The organism is Lentzea sp. NPDC006480 (assembly GCF_040611995.1).
Taxonomy (GTDB): Bacteria; Actinomycetota; Actinomycetes; order Mycobacteriales; family Pseudonocardiaceae; genus Lentzea.
Genome location: NZ_JBEXPJ010000035.1, coordinates 44,253 through 66,309 on the forward strand (window position 1 = coordinate 44,253; position 22,057 = coordinate 66,309).

General features: G+C 68.5%; 22 protein-coding genes. 12 read left to right on the forward strand and 10 right to left on the reverse strand.

The genetic code is table 11. The features are described from left to right. Positions 1-196: 196 nt before the first annotated feature. The 3 genes from ABZX92_RS16675 to ABZX92_RS16685 are packed head-to-tail and all read right to left on the reverse strand — an operon-like array spanning position 197 to position 3,317. Positions 197-1,534, reverse strand: a complete 1,338-nt coding sequence (locus tag ABZX92_RS16675) for a LuxR C-terminal-related transcriptional regulator (protein ID WP_355559464.1) — start codon at positions 1,532-1,534, stop codon at positions 197-199. Between the two features lie 29 nt (positions 1,535-1,563). Next, entirely contained in the window at positions 1,564-3,063 is a 1,500-nt protein-coding gene (locus ABZX92_RS16680; RefSeq protein ID WP_355559467.1) for an AMP-binding protein, read from the reverse strand. A 53-nt stretch (positions 3,064-3,116) separates the two neighbouring features. Further along, complete coding sequence (locus ABZX92_RS16685) at positions 3,117-3,317, reverse strand: hypothetical protein (RefSeq protein ID WP_030468277.1); 201 nt, start codon at positions 3,315-3,317, stop codon at positions 3,117-3,119. Positions 3,318-3,493: 176 nt separating this feature from the next. Between ABZX92_RS16685 and ABZX92_RS16690 the strand changes: the two genes are divergently transcribed. Then, positions 3,494-4,681, forward strand: coding sequence for an FAD-dependent oxidoreductase (locus ABZX92_RS16690; protein ID WP_355559470.1), 1,188 nt, complete (start codon positions 3,494-3,496; stop codon positions 4,679-4,681). Here the strand turns inward: ABZX92_RS16690 and ABZX92_RS16695 are convergent. Continuing rightward, on the reverse strand, positions 4,678-5,151 hold the full coding sequence (locus ABZX92_RS16695; RefSeq protein ID WP_355559473.1) for a MarR family winged helix-turn-helix transcriptional regulator: 474 nt from the start codon (positions 5,149-5,151) through the stop codon (positions 4,678-4,680). The genes ABZX92_RS16690 and ABZX92_RS16695 overlap by 4 nt on opposite strands. An 82-nt stretch (positions 5,152-5,233) precedes the next feature. On the opposite strand from ABZX92_RS16695, the gene ABZX92_RS16700 reads away from it, so the two are divergent. The 3 genes from ABZX92_RS16700 (at position 5,234) to ABZX92_RS16710 (ending at position 8,140) form a co-directional block, all read left to right on the forward strand. Next, positions 5,234-5,815: an NAD(P)H-dependent oxidoreductase gene (locus tag ABZX92_RS16700; RefSeq protein ID WP_355559475.1), complete on the forward strand. Its 582-nt coding sequence runs from the start codon at positions 5,234-5,236 to the stop codon at positions 5,813-5,815. A gap of 10 nt (positions 5,816-5,825) precedes the next feature. Then, on the forward strand, positions 5,826-6,212 hold the full coding sequence (locus ABZX92_RS16705; RefSeq protein WP_355559478.1) for an NUDIX domain-containing protein: 387 nt from the start codon (positions 5,826-5,828) through the stop codon (positions 6,210-6,212). A 62-nt stretch (positions 6,213-6,274) separates the two neighbouring features. Then, a complete protein-coding gene (locus tag ABZX92_RS16710) occupies positions 6,275-8,140 on the forward strand; it encodes a glycoside hydrolase family 97 catalytic domain-containing protein (protein ID WP_355559481.1) in 1,866 nt (621 codons plus the stop codon). Here ABZX92_RS16710 and ABZX92_RS16715 read toward each other — a convergent pair whose 3' ends face one another. Continuing rightward, entirely contained in the window at positions 8,141-9,277 is a 1,137-nt protein-coding gene (locus ABZX92_RS16715) for an MFS transporter (protein WP_355559484.1), read from the reverse strand. It lies immediately after the preceding gene. Positions 9,278-9,424: 147 nt separating this feature from the next. Here ABZX92_RS16715 and rox point away from each other — a divergent pair, with 147 nt between their 5' ends. From rox to ABZX92_RS16745, 6 genes are all read left to right on the forward strand, one after another. Beyond that, entirely contained in the window at positions 9,425-10,849 is a 1,425-nt protein-coding gene (gene rox, locus ABZX92_RS16720) for a rifampin monooxygenase (RefSeq protein WP_355559487.1), read from the forward strand. Between the two features lie 117 nt (positions 10,850-10,966). Continuing rightward, positions 10,967-11,917: a tetratricopeptide repeat protein gene (locus ABZX92_RS16725; protein WP_355559489.1), complete on the forward strand. Its 951-nt coding sequence runs from the start codon at positions 10,967-10,969 to the stop codon at positions 11,915-11,917. Next, a complete protein-coding gene (locus ABZX92_RS16730) occupies positions 11,917-12,240 on the forward strand; it encodes a hypothetical protein (protein WP_355559492.1) in 324 nt (107 codons plus the stop codon). The genes ABZX92_RS16725 and ABZX92_RS16730 overlap by 1 nt, the downstream gene beginning before the upstream one ends. Positions 12,241-12,321: 81 nt before the next feature. Continuing rightward, positions 12,322-14,442, forward strand: a complete 2,121-nt coding sequence (gene secD, locus ABZX92_RS16735) for a protein translocase subunit SecD (RefSeq protein WP_355559495.1) — start codon at positions 12,322-12,324, stop codon at positions 14,440-14,442. A 10-nt stretch (positions 14,443-14,452) separates the two neighbouring features. Then, positions 14,453-14,824: a VOC family protein gene (locus ABZX92_RS16740; protein WP_355559498.1), complete on the forward strand. Its 372-nt coding sequence runs from the start codon at positions 14,453-14,455 to the stop codon at positions 14,822-14,824. Positions 14,825-14,837: 13 nt separating this feature from the next. Beyond that, complete coding sequence (locus ABZX92_RS16745) at positions 14,838-16,001, forward strand: lactate 2-monooxygenase (protein ID WP_355559501.1); 1,164 nt, start codon at positions 14,838-14,840, stop codon at positions 15,999-16,001. Here the strand turns inward: ABZX92_RS16745 and ABZX92_RS16750 are convergent. The 4 genes from ABZX92_RS16750 to ABZX92_RS16765 are packed head-to-tail and all read right to left on the reverse strand — an operon-like array spanning position 15,998 to position 19,089. Next, the gene (locus ABZX92_RS16750) at positions 15,998-16,774 is read right to left on the reverse strand and encodes an ESX secretion-associated protein EspG (RefSeq protein ID WP_355559504.1); all 777 of its coding nucleotides are present in this window, start codon (positions 16,772-16,774) and stop codon (positions 15,998-16,000) included. The two genes, ABZX92_RS16745 and ABZX92_RS16750, sit on opposite strands and share 4 nt — an antisense overlap. Before the next feature lie 9 nt (positions 16,775-16,783). Continuing rightward, entirely contained in the window at positions 16,784-18,115 is a 1,332-nt protein-coding gene (locus ABZX92_RS16755; RefSeq protein ID WP_355559507.1) for a PPE domain-containing protein, read from the reverse strand. 4 nt (positions 18,116-18,119) lie between these two features. After that, positions 18,120-18,683 (reverse strand): DUF3558 domain-containing protein, encoded by a 564-nt coding sequence (locus ABZX92_RS16760; RefSeq protein WP_355559510.1) that lies wholly within the window; start codon positions 18,681-18,683, stop codon positions 18,120-18,122. A 16-nt stretch (positions 18,684-18,699) separates the two neighbouring features. Then, a complete protein-coding gene (locus ABZX92_RS16765) occupies positions 18,700-19,089 on the reverse strand; it encodes a hypothetical protein (protein WP_355559513.1) in 390 nt (129 codons plus the stop codon). Between the two features lie 147 nt (positions 19,090-19,236). Between ABZX92_RS16765 and ABZX92_RS16770 the strand changes: the two genes are divergently transcribed. After that, positions 19,237-20,058, forward strand: coding sequence for a hypothetical protein (locus tag ABZX92_RS16770; protein WP_355559516.1), 822 nt, complete (start codon positions 19,237-19,239; stop codon positions 20,056-20,058). On the opposite strand, the gene ABZX92_RS16775 is transcribed toward ABZX92_RS16770, so the two are convergent. Further along, entirely contained in the window at positions 20,040-20,681 is a 642-nt protein-coding gene (locus ABZX92_RS16775; RefSeq protein ID WP_355559519.1) for a helix-turn-helix domain-containing protein, read from the reverse strand. The two genes, ABZX92_RS16770 and ABZX92_RS16775, sit on opposite strands and share 19 nt — an antisense overlap. A gap of 122 nt (positions 20,682-20,803) precedes the next feature. Between ABZX92_RS16775 and ABZX92_RS16780 the strand changes: the two genes are divergently transcribed. Continuing rightward, positions 20,804-21,964, forward strand: coding sequence for an alginate lyase family protein (locus ABZX92_RS16780; RefSeq protein ID WP_355559522.1), 1,161 nt, complete (start codon positions 20,804-20,806; stop codon positions 21,962-21,964). Positions 21,965-22,057 lie beyond the last annotated feature (93 nt).

The following is a 22,057-nucleotide window of genomic DNA, read 5'->3' on the forward strand; positions in this document are numbered from 1 at the left end:
GTTAACGGAGCATGACACAGACCAGTTACCCGTCACATCACCCAATTCCATAGCGCCGACGTGGGTAAATCACCCAAGAACCGCGACCACCCCGTCGGCGGCAAGCGACCGAACGGGCGATTGGCACCCGGTCTGGTCGGACCAATTGTCAATCACTTGACAATACTTGACAGGCACGCGGGGGCCCGCGTTACCCTCAGGGGTACGCGGGGCCCCCGCGTGCCTCGTCGTTGGTCAGGCTCATCCACCACACGATGGCGCCGGAGCGGCCGTTGACGTCGAGCGTCGTGTAGATCCGCTGGAGGTGGTTCTGCACGGTCTTGGGGGACAGTCCGAGCGACTCGGCGATCATCGCCGTGCTCGCCCCGGCCGCCACGAGCCGCAGCACCTCGATGCCGCGCTTGGTGAGGCCGGCCCGCAGCGCGCTCGCGATCCGGGTGTTCGTGTGCTCTGCGGTGCCGGTCTCCCGCAGCTCGCCGGCGTGCGGGACACGCACCACGGCGTCCTCGCGCTTGGGCTCGAAACGCCTGTGCGCCAACTGTTCCACGAGTCGTGACGACAGGTCGTGCTCGCGCATCCGCAGCAGGTCGCGGCCCTCCTGCAGCTCCCACAACCGGTACTGCTCCAGCTGCAGTCGTGCGTGCCTCAGAGCTCGTTCCAGGTCCCCGGATCGTTCGTACGCCTCACTCAGTTGTTGATGGGCGTGCACCGCGACCTCCCGGGCCAGGCAGCTCATGGCGAGCTCGGCGGCCTGGGTCAGCTGGCTGATCTGGTCCGGATAGCGCTTGCGGGCTCCGGACAGCCGGGCGCGCGCCATCAGGGCCTCCGCCCGTGCCACCGGGCGGTTCCTTCCGGCAAGCAACTGGTCAGCGCGCTGCCAGCTGCGGTTGGCGCGGTCAAGTTCACCCAGATCGATGCGCACGTGTGTCAGCAGGACGTTGACCATCGCCATCCGCACCGGGTCGCCGACCTGCTTCCACCGGTCGCGCACCTGCGCGCACAACGCCTCCGCGCGCCGCAGCTTGCGCACGCACGGTTCGCCGTCGAGGCTGCAGCGGCTCTCCTCGGTGCGGATCATGCAGTGCTCGTGGTACTGCATGCGCATCACGCGAGCCTGTTCGAACAGGACCGAACCGATCAGCTCGTTGTCGCCGGTGAGCTCCGCGAGGCCCAGCGCTCTGGCGAACGAGTTGAAGCTCCGCTCGCGCGAGTCGAGCCGCAGTTCCACGACAGCACGGGAAAAGCTGCACCGCGCCTGCAGTGCGATGTGGCGGTTCGCGGCCGCGATCTCCTGCACCTTGTCGATGGTGTCGAGCGCGCTGGGCCACAGCCCGCGCTTGCCGAGCGCCACGGACTGCGCCAGCACACCTTCCGCGACACCTTCGGCATCGTCGAGCCACGCGAACGCGGCAACCGCTTTCTCGGCGTACTCCAGCGCCTCGCCCGGCCTGCCCTCGTCCAGTGCGATGCGTGCTTCGCGCAGGTTGTGCACGGCGTTGGAACGGGGATCAGCCGTCCTGCCGGGAACCGTCATGTGCTCAAGCCCCTCTCCCGGGGCCGAGCCTAGACCTGTTCGCGCAATTGGCGTTTCAACACTTTTCCGGCCGCGTTGCGGGGCAGCTCGTTGACGAAGAAAACATCCCGGGGAACGGAGAACCGCGCCAGGTTCGCCTTGACGTGTTCACGTACGTGTTCGGCCGTCAGGGTTTCGGCCCCGACGACGAACGCGACGAGCCGCTGGCCGAACTCGTCGTCCTCCACGCCGAGCACCGCGACCTCGGTCACGCCGTCCAGGTTCGAGAGCAGGTCCTCGACTTCGCGCGGATAGACGTTCTCGCCGCCGGAGACGATCATCTCGTCATCTCGTCCGGCCACGAACAGCAGGCCGTCCTTGAGGTAGCCGAGGTCACCGGTGGACATCAGGCCGTTCAACGACTCCTTGCTGGTGCCGTTGGTGTAGCCGTCGAAGAGCATCTCGTTGCCGACGAAGATCCGCCCGGTCTCTCCCGGTGCGACCGGCCGTCCCTGATCGTCCACAATGGCCACTCGGGTGCCGAGCGGCGGCTGACCGGCCGTACCGGGCGCGCGCAGCATCTCCTCCGGCGTCGCGATGCTCGCCCAGCTCACTTCCGTTGAGCTGTAGAGGTTGTAGAGCACCGGACCGAACTCTTCGAGCGTCCGGGCGGCGACCTTCGGCGGCAAGGATGATCCGCTGGACGCGATGATCCGCAGCTTCGGCCGGTGCGGGGTCTCCAGCATGCGTTGCAGCATCACGGGAACCACGAACATCGCGGTGCACTTCTCGGCGTCCTGCAGCGTCTGCGCGGGGTCGAACTTGCGGCGCAGCACGAGCGTGGCGCCGAGCACGAGGCCGAGCTGGAACGCGGCGAGGCCCCAGGCGTGGAAGAGCGGCGAGGTGATCGCGATGACCTCACCGTGCTTGAGCGGGATCCGGGACAGCAGCGCGGCGGCGGGGGCGAGGCTCGCGGGTTCAGGCCGGCGCGCGCCCTTCGGCGTGCCGGTGGTGCCCGAGGTGAGGATGATCAGCCGGCCGCGCGGAGGCCTGCGGGGGAGTGGCGTCCTCGGCCCGTTGAGGATCAGCGATTCGAGCTCGTCGCTGAAATAAGTGGGGATGCCGGGGAGCACGGCAGCGAACTCGCGGTCCGCGACGATCCTGTCGATCTTCTGGTCCTGTGCGACCTGGGCCAGTTGTCCTTTGCTCAGGCCGGTGTTGAGCAGGACGGCGTCGGCGCCGATCTTGGTGCACGCGGTCATCGTCTCGATGAAGCCGCGGTGGTTGCGCATCAGCAGTCCGACGCGTTCCTTGGCGCGGAACGCATGCGCGAGCCTCGAAGTGCGCTCGTCGACCTCCGCGTAGGTGAGCACGCCGTCGTCGTCGACGATCGCGGCACGGTCCGGGTGTCGCCCGGCGCCGGTCTGGTAACCCCACGCCAGCGTGATGTCCCACTGCAGGTACCCGCGCACGGTCCCGGACAGGCCTCGCGGGCCCAGCGGCCGGATCACTCCGGCTTTGACCAGGGTCAGCAGCACGCGGGTCAGCATGAGACCCACTCTGCCACGTACCTACTCGTGAGTAGGTAACGGTGTGATCGCGGTCACATCTCGGTGTCCGAAGCGGCGACGACGGCTTCCCTGAGCGCGGCGCGCAGCCGGCCTACTTCCAGCGGTGTCAGAACGGCGGCCTCTCCCGGCGGCACGTTGATCACGATGTGCCCCTGACTGACGAACACCGTCAAGTCCCGTCGGCGCGAGGCGATGTCGCGGCAGCTCACCTGCCACTCCTCTTTGGCTCCCACGGGTTTCTTCCTCCAGCTCACTCGGCGCGCCGGCCCGGTGGTGCCGGCGCTCGCGTTGATGAGACGCGTGCGGCCGACGGTCGTGACGAAGGTTTCGCGTTCTCCGTTCAGCGACCGTGCCGAGCTGCGGATAGCGTCGCACGTGGGATGAGAGTAGGTCACCTGGAGGGGTGAAAATGGCGGAACCGCAACGCATCGTGATTGTCGGGACGGGCCTCGCCGGTGCCTCCGCGGCCGGAGCGCTCCGGGATCGCGGGTACGGCGGCAAGATCACCATGTTCGGCACCGAACACTATCGCCCGTACGAACTTCCCGCGCTGTCCAAGGACGTTCTGCTGGGCAAGGCCGACGAGCCGGCGTGGGTGCACGAGCCGAGCTTCTACGCCGACAACGAGATCGAGCTGAAACTCGGCGTGTCGGTGCTCGATCTGCGGCCCGGCGATCACTCGATCGTTGACTCCGATGGAGCAGTCCGTTCCTACGATCGGCTCTTGCTCGCGACGGGATCACGTCCTCGTGTTCTGCCTGGCGCGCAAGGACATGTGCTGCGGACGATCGACGACTCGCTGGCGTTGAAGTCGAACCTGCGCGAGGGCAGGCACGTCGTGATCGTCGGCGCGGGCTGGATCGGCTGCGAGGTGGCGTCCGCCGCCCGCGCGCACGGCTGCCGCGTCACGGTGGTCGACCCGCTGGCAGAGCCGCTGGTGCGGGTGCTGGGCACCGAGATGGGCAAGATGTTCCGCGGCCTGCACGAGGAGCACGGCGTCGAGTTCAGGCTGGGTACGGGCGTGGCGGGCTTCTCGCCCTCCGGAGTGCGGCTGGACGACGGCACCGAGCTGATGCCGGACGTGACGGTGCTGGCCGTGGGCGCGACTCCACGTCTTGAGCTCGCCGAAGCCGCAGGGCTGGAGCTGGCCGACGGCGGTGTCGCGGTCGACGCGACGTTGCGGACGTCCGCTCCCGACGTGTTCGCGGCCGGTGACATCGCGGCACACGACCACCCGCGCTACGACGGGCGGGTCCGCGTCGAGCACTGGGCCAACGCCAAGGACCAGGGCACCTACGTGGCCGGGCCGCTGCTCGGCATGGACGAGCCGTACCAGAAGTCGCCGTACTTCTTCACCGACCAGTACGACCTGGGCATGGAGTACCGGGGTCTCGCGGATCCGTCCGACGAGGTCGTGGTGCGAGGTGACCTGGCGAAGCGGGAGTTCATCGCGTTCTGGCTGCGCGGCGGGCGGCTGCGGGCGGCGATGAACGTCAACGTCTGGGACCACGGGACGGCCCTCGGCAAGCTGGTCAACGAGCAGGCGTCGGTGACTCCGGAACAGCTGCGTGACGCTGACCTGGGTTCACTGGTCTAGATGCAGGAGCCGTGCATGGGGCCTTCACCGCTGGCGAGATCGCTCAGCGCCTTGCGGATGACCACCATCTCCTGATCGCTGAAGCGGGCCCGGAAGCCGCGTTCGACCTCGGCGAGCGCTGCTCCGGCCTGCTGCTGCAGTTCGCGGCCCTGGTCGGTGATCACCGGTGTGCGCACCCGGCGGTCGTTGGGGTCGGGCACCCGCACGACCAGGCCGGCTCGCTCCAGCTTGTCGAGCTCGCTCATCAGCGTGGTCTTGTCCAGGCCGAGCATCGCCCCGAGCTTGAGCTGGGTGCGCGCGGCCTCCTCGTCACTGGCGAGCACGTTCAGGACCAGCTGTCCGCGCAACGAGATGCCGAAGTTCGCGATCTCGTCGGCGAACGCGGTCCCGACCCGCTGTGCGGCGCGGTGCAGCAGCCAGTTGAAGTCCCACTTCTCCACACACGCGGTGATCGGCTCCTGCACCTCCATGTGGTTCATCCTACATCCCGCCGAAGATGTTCTCGACTCAGAACATCTTGACGCGGATGTTCTTCACTCGTATGTTCTGAGTATGACCAATCTGCTGCACATCGACTCGAGCATTCGTCACGAGGGATCGGTGACCCGCGAGATCACCGGCGCGTTCGCCGACGTATGGAGGTCCTCGAACCCCGAGGGCGGCTACACCTACCGCGACCTGAACGCGGAGCCCGTCCCGCACGTCGACGGCTCGCCGCACGACATCAAGGCCGACCTCGTCGCCGAGGTCAGGGCCGCGGACGTGATCCTCATCGGCGCGCCCATGTACAACTTCTCGATCCCGTCGACGTTGAAGGCCTGGATCGACCAGGTCGCGAGCCAGGAGTTCTTCCCGCGCGAGGACGGCACGTTCGAGCTCGGCGGCAAGCGCGTCGTCGTCGTGACCGCGCGTGGTGGCTCTTACAAGCCGGGCACGCCGCGGGAGGGCTTCGACTTCCAGGAGCCGTACCTGCGGGCGGTGCTGTCGATGATCGGGCTGGACCAGAAGCTGGAGTTCGTGCACGCCGAGCTGACCATGGCCGACGTCAACCCGCAGATGCACCAGTTCCGCGAGCTGGCCGTGGAGTCCTTGGCCGACGCGCACCGCGTGGTGAAGGAGCTCGCCTCGGCCTAATGTCGGTCGTGTGATCGACAAGGTGGCTTGGGTGCACGTCGTGGACGGCCGGGTGCTCGTCGCCCGTTCGCACGGCAAGGACACCTTCTACGTGCCCGGTGGCAAGCGCGAGCCGGGGGAGTCCGACGTCGAGACGCTGGTGCGCGAGATCCGCGAGGAGCTGTCCGTCGAGGTTTCGGAGCCTGAGCTGCTCGGGGTGTTCGAAGCGCAGGCGCATGGTCGTGCCGAGGGGGAGACCGTGCGGATGACCTGTTACACGGCGGATTTCGCCGGGGAGCTGAAGCCGGCGAGCGAGATCGCCGAGCTGGGGTGGTTCACCACCGCCGACGCGGACCGGGTCTCACCGGTCACGCGGATCATCTTCGCTCATCTGTACGAGTCAGGGCTGCTGTCCTAGGCTGGTAAGCGCTTTCCCAATCCTGTCCACCTACCGCCGCCACGCTGTAGGGAGTGACACGCATGGGGTTTCGCAACAGATCGGTGCTGCTGGCGACGGTCGCTGTGGCCGTCGTCGGCGCACTGGCCGGCACCTCTCCCGCCATCGCCGAGTCCGGTGAGTGGAGGGTCGCAGCGCCGGCTACTGGTGGGCCTGTTGGAACGCAATCCGTTGCACCAGAAGCACTTGTCCGGCTCGACCAGGGGAGGTTGAGCCTGGAGGTCCGGCGCGGCGGCACCACGGTGCTGGAGCCGTCCGCGCTGGGCATCCGCACCGCCGACGCCGACCTGACGTCGGGGCTGAAGTTCGCCGGGTCGGCGTCGCGGCTCGTCCAGGACTCGTACACCACGGTGTCCGGCAAGAAACGTGAGCACTCCTACGTCGGCACGGAGACGACGTTCCACCTCCAGCGTCTTGCTGAACGGCTGGATCTCGTGGTGCGCACGTCTGCTGACGGGGTGGCGTACAAATATGTGCTGCCGTCGGGCAAATGGACGACCGTGCTCGGCGAGGCGTCGGAGTTCGCGGTGCCTGCCGCTGCCGAGAAGTTCTTGCTGCCGTACGACAACGGGCGCAGCGACTACGAGTCCGCGCACGTTCGCGTTGCGGAGAAGGGCGTCGAGTACGGCTATCCGGCGCTGTTCCACGTCGGCGAGTCGTGGTTGCTGCTCGCCGAATCCGACCTCGACGGCCGCTACGGCGGTTCGCGGGTCGTCTACGACGGGTCTCGCTACCGGCTCGTTCTGCCTGATCCGGCGGAGACGTCCGCTGGGCCGCTCGCCACGCCGTGGCGCGTGCTGGGCGTCGGCTCGCTCGCCGAGATCGTCGAGAGCTCTCTGATCACCTCGCTCGCGCCGCCGTCGAAGATCTCCGACACCTCGTGGATCAAGCCCGGTACCGCGGTGTGGTCGTGGTGGGGCGACGGCACGGGTGATCTGGCTCTGCAGAAGCGCTATGCGGACTACGCGGCGAAGCAGGGCTACGAGTACAACCTCGTCGACTCGGGCTGGAGCGCCGACTGGATCCCCGAGCTGATCGCGTACTCGAAGGCGCGCGGCGTCGACACCTGGCTGTGGGTGCGATGGCAGACCATCGACACCGACAGCGAACGGGAGCGGCTCTTCGCCCAGTACCGCTCCTGGGGCGCGGTCGGCCTGAAGATCGACTTCATCGAGTCCGACGGCCAGGACCGCATGCGCTGGTACGACGCTGTGTACGCGGCCGCCGCGAAGTACCAGCTGATGCTGAACTTCCACGGCGCGCCGATCCCCCGCGGTGTCACCCGGACCTGGCCGCACGTGCTCTCCGTCGAGGCGGTGAAGGGCGCGGAGGGCACGAAGCCGCGTCCCGGCCGGGAGCCGTTCCCGATCGAGCACTACCTGACGCTGCCGTTCACCCGGAACCTGACCGGGCCGATGGACTTCACACCGGTGACGTTCTCGGGCGTGCGGCCGAACTCCGACGCGGCCGAGCTGGCGCTGGGCGTTCTGTACGAGTCGGGTGTGCAGCACTTCGCGGACAAGATCTCCAGCTACCAGGCCTATCCGGTGGCCGAGCAGTTCCTGCGTGCGGTTCCGGCCGCGTGGGACGAGACTCGGCTGGTGGCGGGCGATCCCGGCAAGCTCGCGGTGCTGGCCCGGCGGTCCGGATCGACGTGGTTCCTCGGTGCCGGGGTGGCGGGTGATCCGCGTGACCTTTCGGTCGGAACGGGATTCCTCGGCTCCGGCTCCTGGTTGGTTGAGCTGTACCACGACAGCCCGACGGGCAAGATCGCGTTCGACACCAAACGTGTCGCGGCGGGAGACTCCCTGACGGTGCCCGTGGCTCGCAACGGCGGTTACGCGGCCCGGCTCTGCCAGGTGCCGCCGACCGCTACGACGTGCGGCTGATCACTCCATCTGGTCAGTCGCCCGCCACGCGGGGGCCCGGCGCGCAGTGAAGCGGCGCGCCCGGTCCCCGCGTGCCCCCACCGCCGCCACCAGCGAGGTGCCGGCGATGATCACGTAGATCGTCCGGAAGTCCAGGTGCGCGACGAGTGCCGCGCCTGCCGCGAGCCCCAGCGGTCCGCCCGCGAACACGATGCTGATGGCCGTCGCGCTGACCCTGCCCAGCACCGCTGGTGGGGTGCGTTGCTGGACCAGCGTGACGACCGCGATCACCGCCCAGGCGAGACCGGCGCCGTTCAGGAACCCGCCCGCGAGCACCGCCGGGAGCCAGCCCGTCGCCCTGGCCAGGGCTCCTGCCGCGATGAGCACGAGCCCTGCCGTGACGTTCGTGCGTTTGCCCTGCAGACCGGCGACGACCGATCCGGCGCCCTGGGCCGCGGTCAGCACGCCGAGGAACTCCGGGCCGTGGTGCAGGCCGTTCTCCACGAGGGAGAACGACGCCGCAGTGCCTATCGAGCCCGTGCACAACGCTGCTGCCGCGCCCGTCATCGGCCAGGTGAGGGCCTTGAGGTGGGGCCAGCTCGGGGTTTCGCGTGGGGCGGGGGGTGGTTCGTCGACCTTGATCATGCTGGTGGCCGCGGCGGCGAGCAGGAACGACAGCGCGTCGATCGCGATGACCGGCCACGAGCCGTAGACCGCGAACAGCGCGGCGGCCGCCAGTGGTGCCACGAGCTTCATGCCCTCTTGCAGCGACATGCGCAGGCCGTTGACCTTGGCGAGCTGGTCCTGGGGGAGCAGCGCCACGAGCAACGCCGGTTCGGCGGCGCTCACCAGAACTGCTTTCACGCCGTAGACCAGCAGGACCGCGTAGATCACCCAGATCTCGTCGGTGAAGAAGAGCACCGCCAGCGCCGGAACGATCGCCAGGTCGGTCCAGATGAGCAGTGGTCTTCTCCGGTACGAGTCGGCGATCCGGCCGATCCACGGGGATAGCACGCCCGGCGCGTACACGCACAGGATCGCGATCGTGGCGAGAGCATCGCTGCCGGTCAGCGACTTCACCCAGACTCCGGCGACGAGGTACATCGCGCTCGTTCCGAAGAACGACAGCGCGAGCCCCGCGAAGTACCACCTGATCAAGTCGCTCTCCCCCAGAGACGACGAAAGGAGGAGATCCCTCTCCTCCCACTTCAACATATAGCGCAGACGGGGGCTTGCCACAAGACCCCGGGTGTGCTTCATCATTTCCCGGCCAACGTCATCTACCTGGGGAAATGGGGATACTCCATGATCGACGTCATCATCGCCGGCGGCGGGCCGACCGGCATGATGCTGGCTGGCGAACTGCGGCTGCACGGCGTGGACGTGCTGCTGCTGGAGCGCGAGGCGGAACCGACGAAGGTGGTGCGCGCGCTCGGCATGCACGCGCGCAGCGTCGAGATCCTGGACCAGCGCGGCATCGCGGACCGGTTCCTGGAGCTCGGCACGAAGCACCCGCTGGCCGGGTTCTTCGCGGGCATCGACAAGCCCGCGCCGGAACGTCTCGACACCAAGTACCCGCACACGCTCGGGCTGCCGCAGCCGATCACCGAACGCCTGCTGACCGAGCACGCGGTTGAGCTCGGCGCGGTCGTCCGGCGCTCGTCCGAGGTCGTCGGGCTCGCGCAGGACGACGAGGGCGTGACCGTCACGTTGGCTGATGGGTCTTCGTTGCGGGCCCGGTACCTGGTGGGCTGCGACGGCGGCCGCAGCACCGTGCGGAAGCTGGCCGGGATCGACTTCCCCGGTGAGCCGACGCGGGTGGAGATCCTGCTGGGCGAGATGGAGATCGGCGTGCCTTGGGAGGAGGCGATGCCGATCATGCTGAAGGTCCGCGAGACGCAGAAGCTGTTCGGCATCGGGCCGTACCGCACAGGTGGCTATCGGGTCGTCGTGCCTGCTGAGGGCGTGTCCGAGGACCGAGCGGTCATGCCCACGCTGGACGACTTCAAGCAGCAGCTGCGGGCGTACGCGGGCACGGACTTCGGCGTGCACTCGCCGAAGTGGATGTCCCGCTTCGGCGACGCGACCCGGCAGGCTTCTCGTTATCGGTCCGGCCGGGTGTTCCTGGCGGGCGACGCGGCGCACATCCACCCGCCGACCGGTGGCCAGGGCCTCAACCTCGGGCTGCAGGACGCGTTCAACCTGGGCTGGAAGCTCGCGGCGGCGGTGCACGGCTGGGCTCCGGCGGGGTTGCTCGACACGTATCACGCCGAGCGGCACGCGGTGGCCGAGGACGTCCTGAACACCACCCGCGCCATGATCGAACTGATGAAGGTCGACGTCGGGCCGCAGGCGGTGCGGCGGGTGTTCACCGAGCTGGTGCAGTTCGAGGACGTCAACCGGTACCTGATCGAGAAGATCATCGCGGTGGCGATCCGGTACGACTTCGGTTCCGCGGACGATCTGGTGGGGCGGCGGATCGGAGACCTCGCGCTGAAGCGGGGCGGGTTGTTCGACCAGATGCACGCGGGTCACGGGATTCTGCTCGACCAGACCGGGACGTTGTCGGTCGGCGGCTGGGCGGATCGGGTCGACCACCTCGTCGACGTGAGCGAGGAGCTGGACGCGCCCGCCGTGCTGGTGCGGCCGGACGGCTACGTGGCCTGGGCAGGCTCGGACCAGGAAGCCTTGGACGGGGAACTGGCCCGCTGGTTCGGCTCGGCGGCCTGACTTTCCGGCATCTGCGAGTACCACCAACTGCGAGTTGGTGGTACTCGCGGACACCCCAACACCCAGGTCCGAGGTCACCCGTTTGGTGGCTGAGGGCGCGCTGTCACACTGTGCGGCGTGTCCGAGCCGATGACCGCGGTGCTGCTGCGCGCTGCTGAGCTCACCGCCTCGGGGAAACCGCGGCAGGCCATCGACCTGCTGCGGCCCCTGGTGGCGGCGAACCCTCGGCACGCCGAGGCGTGGTGCCGGCTCGCCGCCGCGCACCTGGATCTGGGTGAGGCGGACCAGGCGCTCGACTCGGCCAAGCGGGCGATGATCCTCGACGGCGAACCGGCGTGGCCGCAGCGGCTCGCGGCGCTGGCGTTGAGCGATCTCGGCCGGCACCAGGAAGCCGCTGTCGCCGCCCGCGAGTCGGTCAAGCGCAAGCCCGGTGACTGGCGTTGTTACGTCGTGCTGGCCGAGGTGCTCGCGGACTCCCCGGACGGCGCCGTCGAGGCGTTCGACTCGGCTTTGCACGCCTCGCAGCTCGCGCCTTCCGAAGCACGGGCGTTCCAGGTGCTCGGCGACGCCGCTCTGCGGATGCGCGACTGGGGCACCGCCGAGCACGCGTACCGCACCGCGATCAAGCTCGACCCGTCCGACGCCGACTCCAGGACGAACCTGGCGACCGTGCAACGTCGCCGCTCGGCCAAACCCGCGCCGTCGCAGCTGAACAAGGTCCAGGTGTGGCGGGCGCTGCGGATGCTCTCGCTGCTGCTCGTCGGCGGCGGTTTACTCGCTCTGGTCGCCGGCATGCCACGTCCGACGCCCTACCTGGGGTTCTTCACCGGCGCGCTGGTGCTGTGCTGCGTGGTCGTGGCGCTGCGGCTGCGTCCGTTCAAGCTGTTGTTCAGCCTGCGCAAGCTCGCGATCACGGTGTCGCTGCTCGGGGTTTCCGCCGTGATTCTGGTCGGCTGGACGATCGCGTTGTTCCTAGGAGCAACCACGATGCAGCCACTTGTGCTTTCCTGGTTGTGCGCTGTCGTGGGGGGAGCGCTCGTGTACGTCGGGGGAGGCAGGAAGCGGTGATGCGTCGCAACGCGGTCGCACTGGCGTTCCTGCTGTTCCTCGGACAGCTGTTCATCGTCGCCGCGCCCGCACCGACGCCCGCCGAGGGCTCCGTCGTCCGGTACGCCCAGAACATCGCGAACCTGCCGGGCGCCGCGCCCAAGCCGCACAACCACCACGCCGCGCAGGTGCCGCTGTCGCAGCAGCCGATGGACGCGCCGCCGGTCACCAGGCCCGCGCTGCCGAAGCGTTTCCTCGTCTCGTTCGCCCGCCGCGTCCACCGCACGCCAGACGGCGTCCGCTGGACGCCGCAGCGGGATCGCTCGCCGCCTTCCGGTCGCTGAACTCCCTTACTCAGCAACCACTTTCTGCACCGGAAGGCTTACTCACCCATGTCGCGCTCTGCTGCGCGACGGGGTCTGCTCGTGCGCGGTCTCATAGCGCTCGGGGTCCTCGTCGCATCCGCTTTTCTGCTGCTCACCACTGATCCGCGCCTCGGCCTCGACCTGCGCGGCGGCACCCAGATCGTCCTCGAAGCCAAGGGCGACTCCGCTGCCGCCGACCGAACGCTTGAGGTCTTGAGGCGCCGCGTCGACGCACTTGGCGTCGCCGAACCCGTCATCGCCCGTTCCGGCGAGAACCGCATCGTCGTGGAGTTGCCCGGCGTCCAAGACCCGGCCGAGGCCGTGCAGGTCCTGGGCCGCACCGCACAGCTGGTCGTGCAGCGCAACGGGCAGACCGTCATGACCGGCGAAGGCATCTCGGACGCCTCTGCCGCGCGCAACCCGCAGGGCGCGGGCTTCGTCGTGAACATCCAGTTCCGCGGCGACGCTCCGGACACGTGGCAGAAGGTCACCGGTGAGGCGGCCTGCGAGCCGTCCGGCACGCCCGGCCGGCAGATCGCCTTCGTGCTGGACGGCAAGCCGATCTCGTCGCCCGAGGTCAGTCTCGACACTCGTTGTGGCGCGGGCCAGGCCGGCGGTGCCACGACGATCACCGGCCGGTTCGGTCAGGAGGAGGCCAAGGAGCTCGCCCTGGTCATCCGTTCCGGCGCGCTGCCCGTGCCGGTCGAGGTGATCGAACAGCGGACCGTCGGCGCGACGCTGGGTGCCGAGGCGATCGAGGCCAGTGCGCAGGCCGCGATCATCGGCATCGCGCTGACGTCGGTGTTCCTGATCGTCGCTTATCGGTTGGTCGGTTTCCTGGCCGTGGTGGCGCTGGCCGGCTACGCGGGTGTGGCCTACGCCGGGCTGTTGGCTGTCGGGGCGACGTTGACGTTGCCCGGTCTGGCCGGATTCGTGCTGGCGATCGGGATGGCGGTCGACGCGAACGTCCTGATCTTCGAACGGGCGCGCGAGGAGTACGCCCGGAAACCAAATCTGCGCCGCGCGGGCGAGAACGGGTTCCGCGGGGCGTTGAGCGCGATCGCCGACTCGAACGTGACGACGCTGCTGGCTGCCGGTCTGCTGTTCTGGCTGGCCACGGGTCCGGTGCGCGGCTTCGGTGTCACGTTGACGATCGGTGTGCTGGCATCGATGTTCAGCGCTTTGGTGCTGTCGCGGGTGCTGGTGTTGTGGGTGCTGGGACTGCGGTTCGTGGCCAAGCGGCCTCGGTTGAGCGGCCTGCACACGCTGGGCTGGGTGCGGCAGCGGCTGTCCGTCGTGCTGTACCGGAAGCCTTCTCGCTGGCTGCTCGCCGCGGGCGCGGTGGTGCTCGTGGCGTTCGCGGGCCTGTTCGTGCGCGGCCTGAACCTGGGCGTCGAGTTCACCGGCGGCCGCATGCTCGACTTCACCGCGGGCGCGCCGATCGACGCCGGCCGGGTGCGATCTGCCTTGGCGGACCACGGTTTCAGCGACGTGGTCGTGTCGTCGTCCGGCAACGAGGTCTCGCTGCGCACCGGCCAGCTCAGCGATGGTGACTCGTCCCGCATCGGCGAGATCGTCTCGTCGGTCGTCGACGGAGGTGCCCGCCAGTCGAGCAACGAGCTGATCGGCCCGTCGCTCTCCTCCGAACTGCGCCGCAACGCCGTGATCGGCCTGGCCATCGCCGTCGTCGCTCAGCTCGGCTACCTGGCCGTGCGCTTCGACTGGCGCCTCGGCGTGGCCACGGTCGGCGCGCTGCTCAGCGACGTGTTCGTGCTGATCGGCGTGTTCGCCTGGATGGGCAAGACGGCGGACGGCGTGTTCCTCGCGGCGCTGCTGACCGTGATCGGCTACTCGGTGAACGACTCGGTGGTCGTGTTCGACCGTCTGCGCTCACTGCGCGGCTCCCGGCTTTCGGCGTCGTATCCGGACGTGGTGTCGGCCGCGGTGGTGGAGACCGTGCCGCGCACCGTGAACACCGGCATCGGCGTGCTCTTCGTGCTGTCGGCGTTGCTGGTGCTGGGCGACGGCTCGCTGGCCAACTTCGCCACGGCGCTGCTGATCGGCCTGATCGCGGGCACGGCGTCCACAGTGGTCACCGCGGCCCCCGTCGCGATCTGGCTGGAGACCCGCTGGCCGCGGAAAGCAGTTTCGAAGAAGCGGCCGGAGGGGGCGCGGGCCTAGCTTTGGCCACATGATCACTCATGCGCACTCGGTGACGATCAACGTCCGCTCGCTGGACGACGCGGTGTCGTTCTACGTGGACGTGCTGGGCTGGGAGAAGCGGCAGGACAGCAACGAGGCGGGCATGCGCTGGCTGACCGTCGCTCCTCCCGGCGCCGAGACCGCCTTCGCGCTGTCGCAGAACGACACGCCCAACGTGTCGTTCTCGACGGGCTGCGGCATCTCGCTGATCACCGACGACATCGACGGCGACGTCGCCCGGTTCGTTGCGCAGGGAGTGCAGGTCAAGGGCGAGCCGGAGACCATGCCGTGGGGTGATCGGGCCACCTGGTTCAGCGACCCGTTCGGCAACGAGTTCTTCCTAGTCCAGCCCGCTTCGTAGCAAGCTAGGCGGCATGACCTCCTTCGCCGCGTACCAGAACGAGATCTACCTGCAGGGGCTCGGCGGCTCGGTGCCGCCGTTCACCACCGACCCGGACGCGCTGGAGCAGTCGGCGCGCGATCGGCTGGGACCAGGGCCGTTCTGGTACGTGGCGGGAGGTGCGGGCTCGGGCGCCACGGTGCGGGCGAACCGCAGCGCGTTCGACCGCGTGCAGCTCGTGCCGCGGATGCTCACGAACGCGACCGAGCGGCATCTCGGGGTGTCGGTGCTGGGCACTGAGCTGCCGGCGCCGGTAATGCTCGCACCCGTTGGCGTGCAGTCGATTCTGCACCCGGACGGCGAGCTGGCGACCGCGCGGGCGGCGGCCGAGCTGGGCATTCCGATGGTGTTGTCGACGGCGTCCTCGCACACGATCGAGGAGGTCGCGGAGGCGTCCGGTGACGGGCCGCGCTGGTACCAGCTGTACTGGCCGAACGACCCGGACGTGTGCGCGTCGTTGCTGGAGCGGGCGAAGAAGGCCGGGTACACGGCGCTCGTGGTCACGCTCGACACGTGGACGCTGGCGTGGCGGCCGCACGACCTGGACCAGGCGTACCTGCCGTTCCTGCGCGGGGTGGGCACGGCGATTCCGTTCAGCGACCCGGTTTTCCGCGCTGGGCTGGAGAAGTCGCCAGAGGAGGACCTGCCGATGGCGATCCTGCGGTGGGTGCAGCTGTTCACCGGCACGGACAAGTCGTGGGAGCAGCTGGCCTTCCTGCGTGAGCACTGGGACGGGCCGATCGTCCTCAAAGGAATCCAGCACGCGGACGACGCGCGCAAGGCCGTCGAGTTCGGAATGGACGGTGTGGTCGTCTCGAACCACGGCGGGCGTCAGGTCGACGGCGCGGTCGGGTCGCTGGACGTGCTGCCGTCGATCGTGGAGGCGGTGGGGGAGCAGGTCGACGTGCTCTTCGACTCCGGGATCCGGACCGGCGCGGACATCGTGAAGGCGCTGGCGCTCGGAGCCAAGGCGGTGATGGTCGGGCGGCCGTTCGCGTACGGGCTGGCGCATGGCGGACAGGTCGGGGTGCGGCACGTGCTGCGCAGCCTGCTCGCGGACTTCGACCTGACGCTCGGCCTGTCGGGTCACCGCAGCCCGGCCGAACTCGGTCCGGACGCGCTGCGGTTCACCCCTTAAGGCATCGTCGCGGTCATCCGCGCGAGCGTGCTGAAGTCGGCCGGCTGCACCCGCAGCCAGCCCTCGCTCGTCGCCGCGATGTAGCGCCCGCTCGGCGTGTCGATGTACGTGAGCGGCGCGATGCAACGCTGCTTGCGGCCCAGGTGGTCGCGTTTCGCGGAGTAGACCTGGCCGGCGCCGGTGCGCGGCTGGTTCATGATCTCCTTCAGCTGCGCGACCAGCTGGTCGTTCGGCGTGCTCGTCGGACGGCTCTGCTGCATGAACGAACCGGTGTCCTCATAGGACTGCCGCTTCTGCTGCAAAGCGTCCTCCGGCAACGTGATCGGGCTGCCCTTGCCCGCGGGCGTCGGGGGCAGCGCGCCGACCAGCGCCTGCGGTGCCTCGTCCGGACGCACCGGCTCCAGCACGAACTGCTGGTCCGCCGTCAGCACGATGCGCAGCGCTTCCTGACCGTTCGACACGACCAGCACGCTCTGCTGTGGCCCGTCCTTCAGGGTGAAGTACGCCCAGTACTCCACGCCCGCTTCGACCACGAGCCGCAACGCGCTCGCCAGATCCGGGTGGACCTGGCTGCCACGTGCCAGCCCGTACGACTCCAGTTGCGCCCACGCCGTCCGCTGCAACCGGTCGAGCTCGCTCAGGTCACCCGACTCGAGGAGGTCCTCGTCGTGGTCGACCTGGGTGAGCAGCGCGGTGTGCAGCGACGGCAGGCCCGCCGCCTGCCACGCCTGGTAGAGCGCGATGACGGGGATGGCGACCCTGCTTCTCAGCACGTTCTCTCCTTATCCGCCGATGACCGGCGGAGCCACCATCGTGCCGTCACCGAAGATGTCCTCGGTCTCCTGCAGGTACGACGCGGACTTGTGCTCCGTGTCCTCCTCGCCCTGCCCCTTGCCGCCGTGACCGCCCATGCCGCCGGCACCCGCAGCGCCACCACGCCCGGCCGCACCGCCTGCACCGGACGGCCCGAAGCCACCGGCACCACCGCGCCCCGCGCCCTCACCGGCCACGCCGGCCGCGCCACCGAAGCCGCTGCCCATGCCACCGGGCCCACCAGCGCGAGCCGCCGCGGCCCCACCGAGGCCACCAGCGCCGCCGCCGATGCCCCCGCGTCCGCCGCCGGCACCTCCGCCACCGCCACCGCCGCCACCACGACTGCCGCCGGGCCCGCCCGGACCGCCAGTGCGGCTGCGCGGGTCGTTGGGGTCGAACCGGCCTCGGTTGCGCGGGTCGTTGGGGTTGTTCGGGTCCCACCGGCCGGGCGGAATGCCCGTGTCCGTGGGCGGCCTGTTGCGCGGATCGTTCGGATTGTTGCGCGGGTCGTTCGGGTTGTTGCGCGGGTCGGTCGGGTCGTTCTCCCACGACGGGTTGGTCGTGTCGTCGTTGCCCGGCGGCTTCCACCCCGACAGGTCGGTGCGCCCGTCGTCGCCGGAAGGGTTGCCGGTGCCGGGCGGGTCGTTCCTGCCGGGCGGCGGTGGGTAGGGGTCGCCCTTGCCGGGCGGCGGTGGGTAGGGGTCGCCCTTGCCGGGTGGGTCGACGTTCTCGATGATCTTCTTGTCATCGTCGACCATGTTGACGTCGCCCACGTTGGGCGAGATGAAGGTCGGCATGGAGCCGACGCTCGCCTGCACGGCCTGGCCGTACTGCTGGTACGCCCGGACGTTCTCTTCATTGGCCTTCTGGTTGTTCTTGACCGCCTCGTCGTAGTCGGTCTCCCACCACGCCAGGCCGTTGAAGAACGGCTTGTCCGGCACCGTCGGTGGCTTCGACATCGAGTTCTTGGCGGTGGCGTATGCCTCACCGAGGGCCTCGGTGTTCTTGCCCGCGGTAGACGCGGACTCACCGGTCACGTCGGCCCAGGTCGCGAGCGGCGACGTCGCGCCACGGGCTCTGTCCGCCGCTGCGCCCTCCCAGCTGGCGCCGGAGTCGCTCACCGCCTTGTTGATCAGAGCCGCCACGTCCACATGGCCATCGGCGAGTCCCTTCCACGCCTCCACGGCCGGTGCGGTGCTCTGGCTCGGGCCCTTGCCCTTCTCGAACCACTTGTAAACAGCGTCACCGGTCGCGCAGGGAATCATCACGAAGCCCGCGGTGTTCGGCGCATCCCCAGCCATCTCGCTACCCCTTCAGGTTTGTGATGATCAACTGTGCGACCCTCTCGCCCTCAGGGCACGGCTTCTTGGTGGCTCGCTCTTCCGCGGAGGCGGAGACCGATACGGTGACCGCGTCGGTCTTGGAGGCCTGGACGGAGGTCAGGCAGGCGAGCTCGCCATCGGCCCGATCAGTGGAGATCACCCGCACACCGTCGATCTTCTTGTCGGTGAAGACGGGGTTGTTCTTCACGTTGCTGACCATGGAGTCGAAGTCCTGGCCCTCGGTCAGCGAGATCGTGTAGGTCGAGTTCTTGATGACGTCCTTGCCCTTCCAAAGGCAGTTCGGGCCGAGTGGACCCGTGCCAGGAGTGGCGGCGAGGGTGGTGCCGAGCGTGGCCACCTGATCCTGCTTGAGGATGCTGCACGGTGCGGACAGGTACTTGGCGATGCTCAGGCCGCCGTCCGACCCGTCGCTCGTCGGACTGCCGGTCGTCGTCTGGGCGCCGGTCGTGGGGGTTCCGCCGGTCTGGGTGCTCGTACAACCCGCGAGCGCACCGAAGGCGAACACAGCAGCCAGCAGAGCAGTCATGCGCTTCAAGATCGTGTCAGCCCTTCAGTGCGGACTTCGCCGCTTCGTCGGTGCCCCGGTACTCGGCCAGAACCTTCTCCATGTTCTGGACGGTCCGCTCGAGGGCCTTCTGGGCTTCTTGGTTCGCCCACACGTAACCACCGGTATCCGCGCCGGCCGTCTTGGTCACGGAGTTCTTCCCCTGTTCGCTGACCGGGTCGGGGCCGGGAGAAGCCAGGAACTGGAGCTCGTTGCCCCTGGCGTGCAACTCCACCAGCTTGGCGATGGCCTCCTTGAGGCCGTCGATCATCTTCTGCGCCTGGTCAGGGTCGACGCTGAACTTCGTCACTCCGCTCGCCGCGGCGCCTGCCGCGGCGCCGGCGGCCGCACCGGCTCTCACGGGTACGTATGCGTCGAACATCAGCATCTCGGCCAGCTCCCCTCAGAACTCCACACCCCTGTTGGAGGATTTTCGCACAGGGCCGGTTCCCCTTGGAGGCGAACGAATCAGCTGATCAGGTCACATGGCCGATTCGTTCAAGACCCCGCGGAGTCACCGGCCTAGGTTCGAGACATGATCGAACGAGCGAGGAACTTCCTCTGGCACAACGCCCGCACGCTGGAACAACGCTGGTTCGAGCACGCTTTCGAGGGCGGCTCGGCCGAGGGCGTGGTCCAGGCCGTGCTGGCCTTCCGCAACGACGACGGCGGCTACGGCTTCGCCCTCGAACCCGACCACCGCGGGCCCACCAGCCAGCCGTTGCACGCCCTGCGCGCGCTGCAGATGTTCGGCGAGGTCGACGCCCCGGAGCAGGCCGAATCGATTCTGAAGTGGCTCGAAGCCACCTGCCCGGACGGAAGCGTCCCGTTCGGCCTGTCCACGTCGAAGGACCATCCCAAGGCACCCTGGGTCCAGGCCGACGACCAGGGCGGACTCCTGCTCACGGCCCAGATCGCCGCAGCACTCCTCACCCTGGAGATCACGCATCCCTGGCTCGACAAAGCCACTGACTACTGCTGGCAGGAGATCGACAAGCTCGAAAAGACCCATCCGTACGAGCTCCGAGCCGCGGTGATGTTCCTGGACGAGGTGCCGGACCGGAAGCGCGCCGAACTCGCCGCCGAAAAGCTCAAGCACCTCAGCCAGGACGCCTACGAAGAAGACGAAGGCCTCGCGATGCACCACTACGCGGACAAACCGACGAGCCTCGCGCGCCACTGGTTCACCGACGAGGAATTCAGCAAGGACCTTGACGAACTCCAGAACGGCCAGCAAGAAGACGGCGGCTGGAACTTCGGCTTCCTCGCCTTCACGCCGATCGTCAATTTCGAATGGCGTTCCATCGCCACGATGGACGCATTGCTGACCCTCAGGCGCTACGGCCGGATCAGCTGACCCAACGGCACCCCGGCCAACGACCGCACCTCACGCGCCAGATGCGCCTGGTCCGCATACCCCGCCTCGGCCGCGATGGAGGCGAATGGCGTCCCACGCCAGGCCAGGCGCATCGCGTGATCGAACCTCAACACCCGCTGCAGCACCTTGGGCGGATACCCGAACGCGTCCAGGCAACGGCGACGCAGCTGCCGGGAGCTCAACCCGATCTCCCAGGCGGCAGATTCCACGTCCGAAGAACGCAGCAACGAAGCCGTAGCGGCCAGAGCCGGATCCACCACGACCCGCGAAGCGCAAAAAGCCACCATCTCGGAGAACGAGGGGAGTCGTACGTCAGGCATCAGCGCGGACAACGGCACCCGCAGATCACGCACGGCATGCGCGGGCACTCCGAACACCGATGGGAACGCCCCCGGCGGCAACCGCACGCCGTACAACGTCCCAGGCGAAATGCGAGCCAGCTGAGCGGACGTGTCCGGCCCGGCCACGAACAGGGACCCGGTGGCCGGCATCCACATCAGGTCCGTGCACCCGTCCGGCACCACACGCTGCACGGTCTCCTCCGACACCGTGTGCGTCCAAAGGCAAGCCAGGCCCGCGGGCGCGGGACGTTCGGCGTACACGCGGCCATTCTCCCACGACCGGCACGAAAACCGGTCCACCACACCATTCCCGCACGTGGTAGGCACGACAAAACACCCGTCGCCACAACACATAGGAGACGCCACAGCAAAGGAACAACTACATGCAAGGCAAACCCCTGCACAAAGCCTTGGCCATAGCCGCACTCGTCGTGGCGAGCGCGAGCCCTGCAACCGCCGCGCCGCCGACGTTCACCCACCCCGGCGTGATGGTCAGCAAGGCACAGCTCGATGTCGTGCGCACCCGCGTCAACTCCGGAACCCAACCGCAGAAGCGCGCGTACGACGCGATGATGGGCTCCCGCTACGCATCTCTCTCGTACACCCCGCATCCGCGCGCGGTAGTCGAGTGCGGTCCGGTGTCCAACCCGAACCTCGGCTGCACCGACGAACGTGAGGACGCGATCGCCGCGTACACCCACGCCCTCGCGTGGTACGTGACGCGAGATGCCCGGTACGCCACCAAGTCCATCCAGATCATGGACGCCTGGTCGGCCACGATCCGCGACCACACCAACGACAACGCGCACCTGCAAACCGCGTGGTCGGGGTCGAGCTGGCCACGTGCCGCGGAGATCATCAAGCACGTCTACGGGACCTGGCCCAACAGCGCCAGGTTCGGCACGATGCTGCGCAACGTCTACTACAACGAGATCCAGGGCAGCGACCCGCGCACCGGCAACTGGGAGCTGAGCATCGCCGAGGCGATCGTCGGCATCGGCGTGTTCCTCGACGACAAGGCGATCTACGACCGCGGCATCTCCTTGTACCGCGCGAGGGTTCCGGCGTTCATCTACCTCACGTCCGACGGCGCGCTGCCGAAAACCGTGCCCAGCAACAACCTCAACACCCGCGAGAAGATCATCGGCTTCTGGCACAACCAGTCGACGTTCGTGAACGGCCTCACTCAGGAGACCTGCCGCGACTTCGTCCACACCGGATACGGCCTGTCGAGCATCTCGCACGTGGCCGAGACGTCGCGGATCCAGGGCGTCGACCTCTACCCGGAGGTGGGCACGCGGCTGAAGGAAGCGCTGGGCTTCCAGACGACCTACGAGCTGACCGGGCCGCCGTCCTGGCTGTGCGGCGGGACGGTCAAGCGCGGTCTGGGCCCGATCACCGAGGTCGGCTACAACGCCATGCACAACCGGCTCGGCAACCCGATGCCGAACACCGAGACGTGGACCACGCAGCGTCGTCCACTCGGAACGAACAACCTGTTCGTCTCGTGGGAGACGCTGACCCACGGTGACAACCCGGCCTAGACGTGCGAGAAGGGCCCGTCAGCAGACGGGCCCTTCTCGTGATGGATGCCGTTGCTCAGGAGGCGGCGTCGCCGCGGGTGACGTCCGCGCGAC

Coding starts and splice junctions, on each gene's coding strand:
- ABZX92_RS16700 (WP_355559475.1), top strand. CDS start 5,234: ATGACCAATCTGCTGCACATCGACTCGAGCATTCGTCACGAGGGATCG.
- ABZX92_RS16760 (WP_355559510.1), bottom strand. CDS start 18,683: ATGACTGCTCTGCTGGCTGCTGTGTTCGCCTTCGGTGCGCTCGCGGGT.
- rox (WP_355559487.1), top strand. CDS start 9,425: ATGATCGACGTCATCATCGCCGGCGGCGGGCCGACCGGCATGATGCTG.
- ABZX92_RS16730 (WP_355559492.1), top strand. CDS start 11,917: ATGCGTCGCAACGCGGTCGCACTGGCGTTCCTGCTGTTCCTCGGACAG.
- ABZX92_RS16710 (WP_355559481.1), top strand. CDS start 6,275: ATGGGGTTTCGCAACAGATCGGTGCTGCTGGCGACGGTCGCTGTGGCC.
- ABZX92_RS16755 (WP_355559507.1), bottom strand. CDS start 18,115: ATGGCTGGGGATGCGCCGAACACCGCGGGCTTCGTGATGATTCCCTGC.
- ABZX92_RS16770 (WP_355559516.1), top strand. CDS start 19,237: ATGATCGAACGAGCGAGGAACTTCCTCTGGCACAACGCCCGCACGCTG.
- ABZX92_RS16780 (WP_355559522.1), top strand. CDS start 20,804: ATGCAAGGCAAACCCCTGCACAAAGCCTTGGCCATAGCCGCACTCGTC.
- ABZX92_RS16765 (WP_355559513.1), bottom strand. CDS start 19,089: ATGCTGATGTTCGACGCATACGTACCCGTGAGAGCCGGTGCGGCCGCC.
- ABZX92_RS16695 (WP_355559473.1), bottom strand. CDS start 5,151: ATGGAGGTGCAGGAGCCGATCACCGCGTGTGTGGAGAAGTGGGACTTC.
- ABZX92_RS16675 (WP_355559464.1), bottom strand. CDS start 1,534: ATGACGGTTCCCGGCAGGACGGCTGATCCCCGTTCCAACGCCGTGCAC.
- ABZX92_RS16745 (WP_355559501.1), top strand. CDS start 14,838: ATGACCTCCTTCGCCGCGTACCAGAACGAGATCTACCTGCAGGGGCTC.
- ABZX92_RS16690 (WP_355559470.1), top strand. CDS start 3,494: ATGGCGGAACCGCAACGCATCGTGATTGTCGGGACGGGCCTCGCCGGT.
- ABZX92_RS16740 (WP_355559498.1), top strand. CDS start 14,453: ATGATCACTCATGCGCACTCGGTGACGATCAACGTCCGCTCGCTGGAC.
- ABZX92_RS16680 (WP_355559467.1), bottom strand. CDS start 3,063: ATGCTGACCCGCGTGCTGCTGACCCTGGTCAAAGCCGGAGTGATCCGG.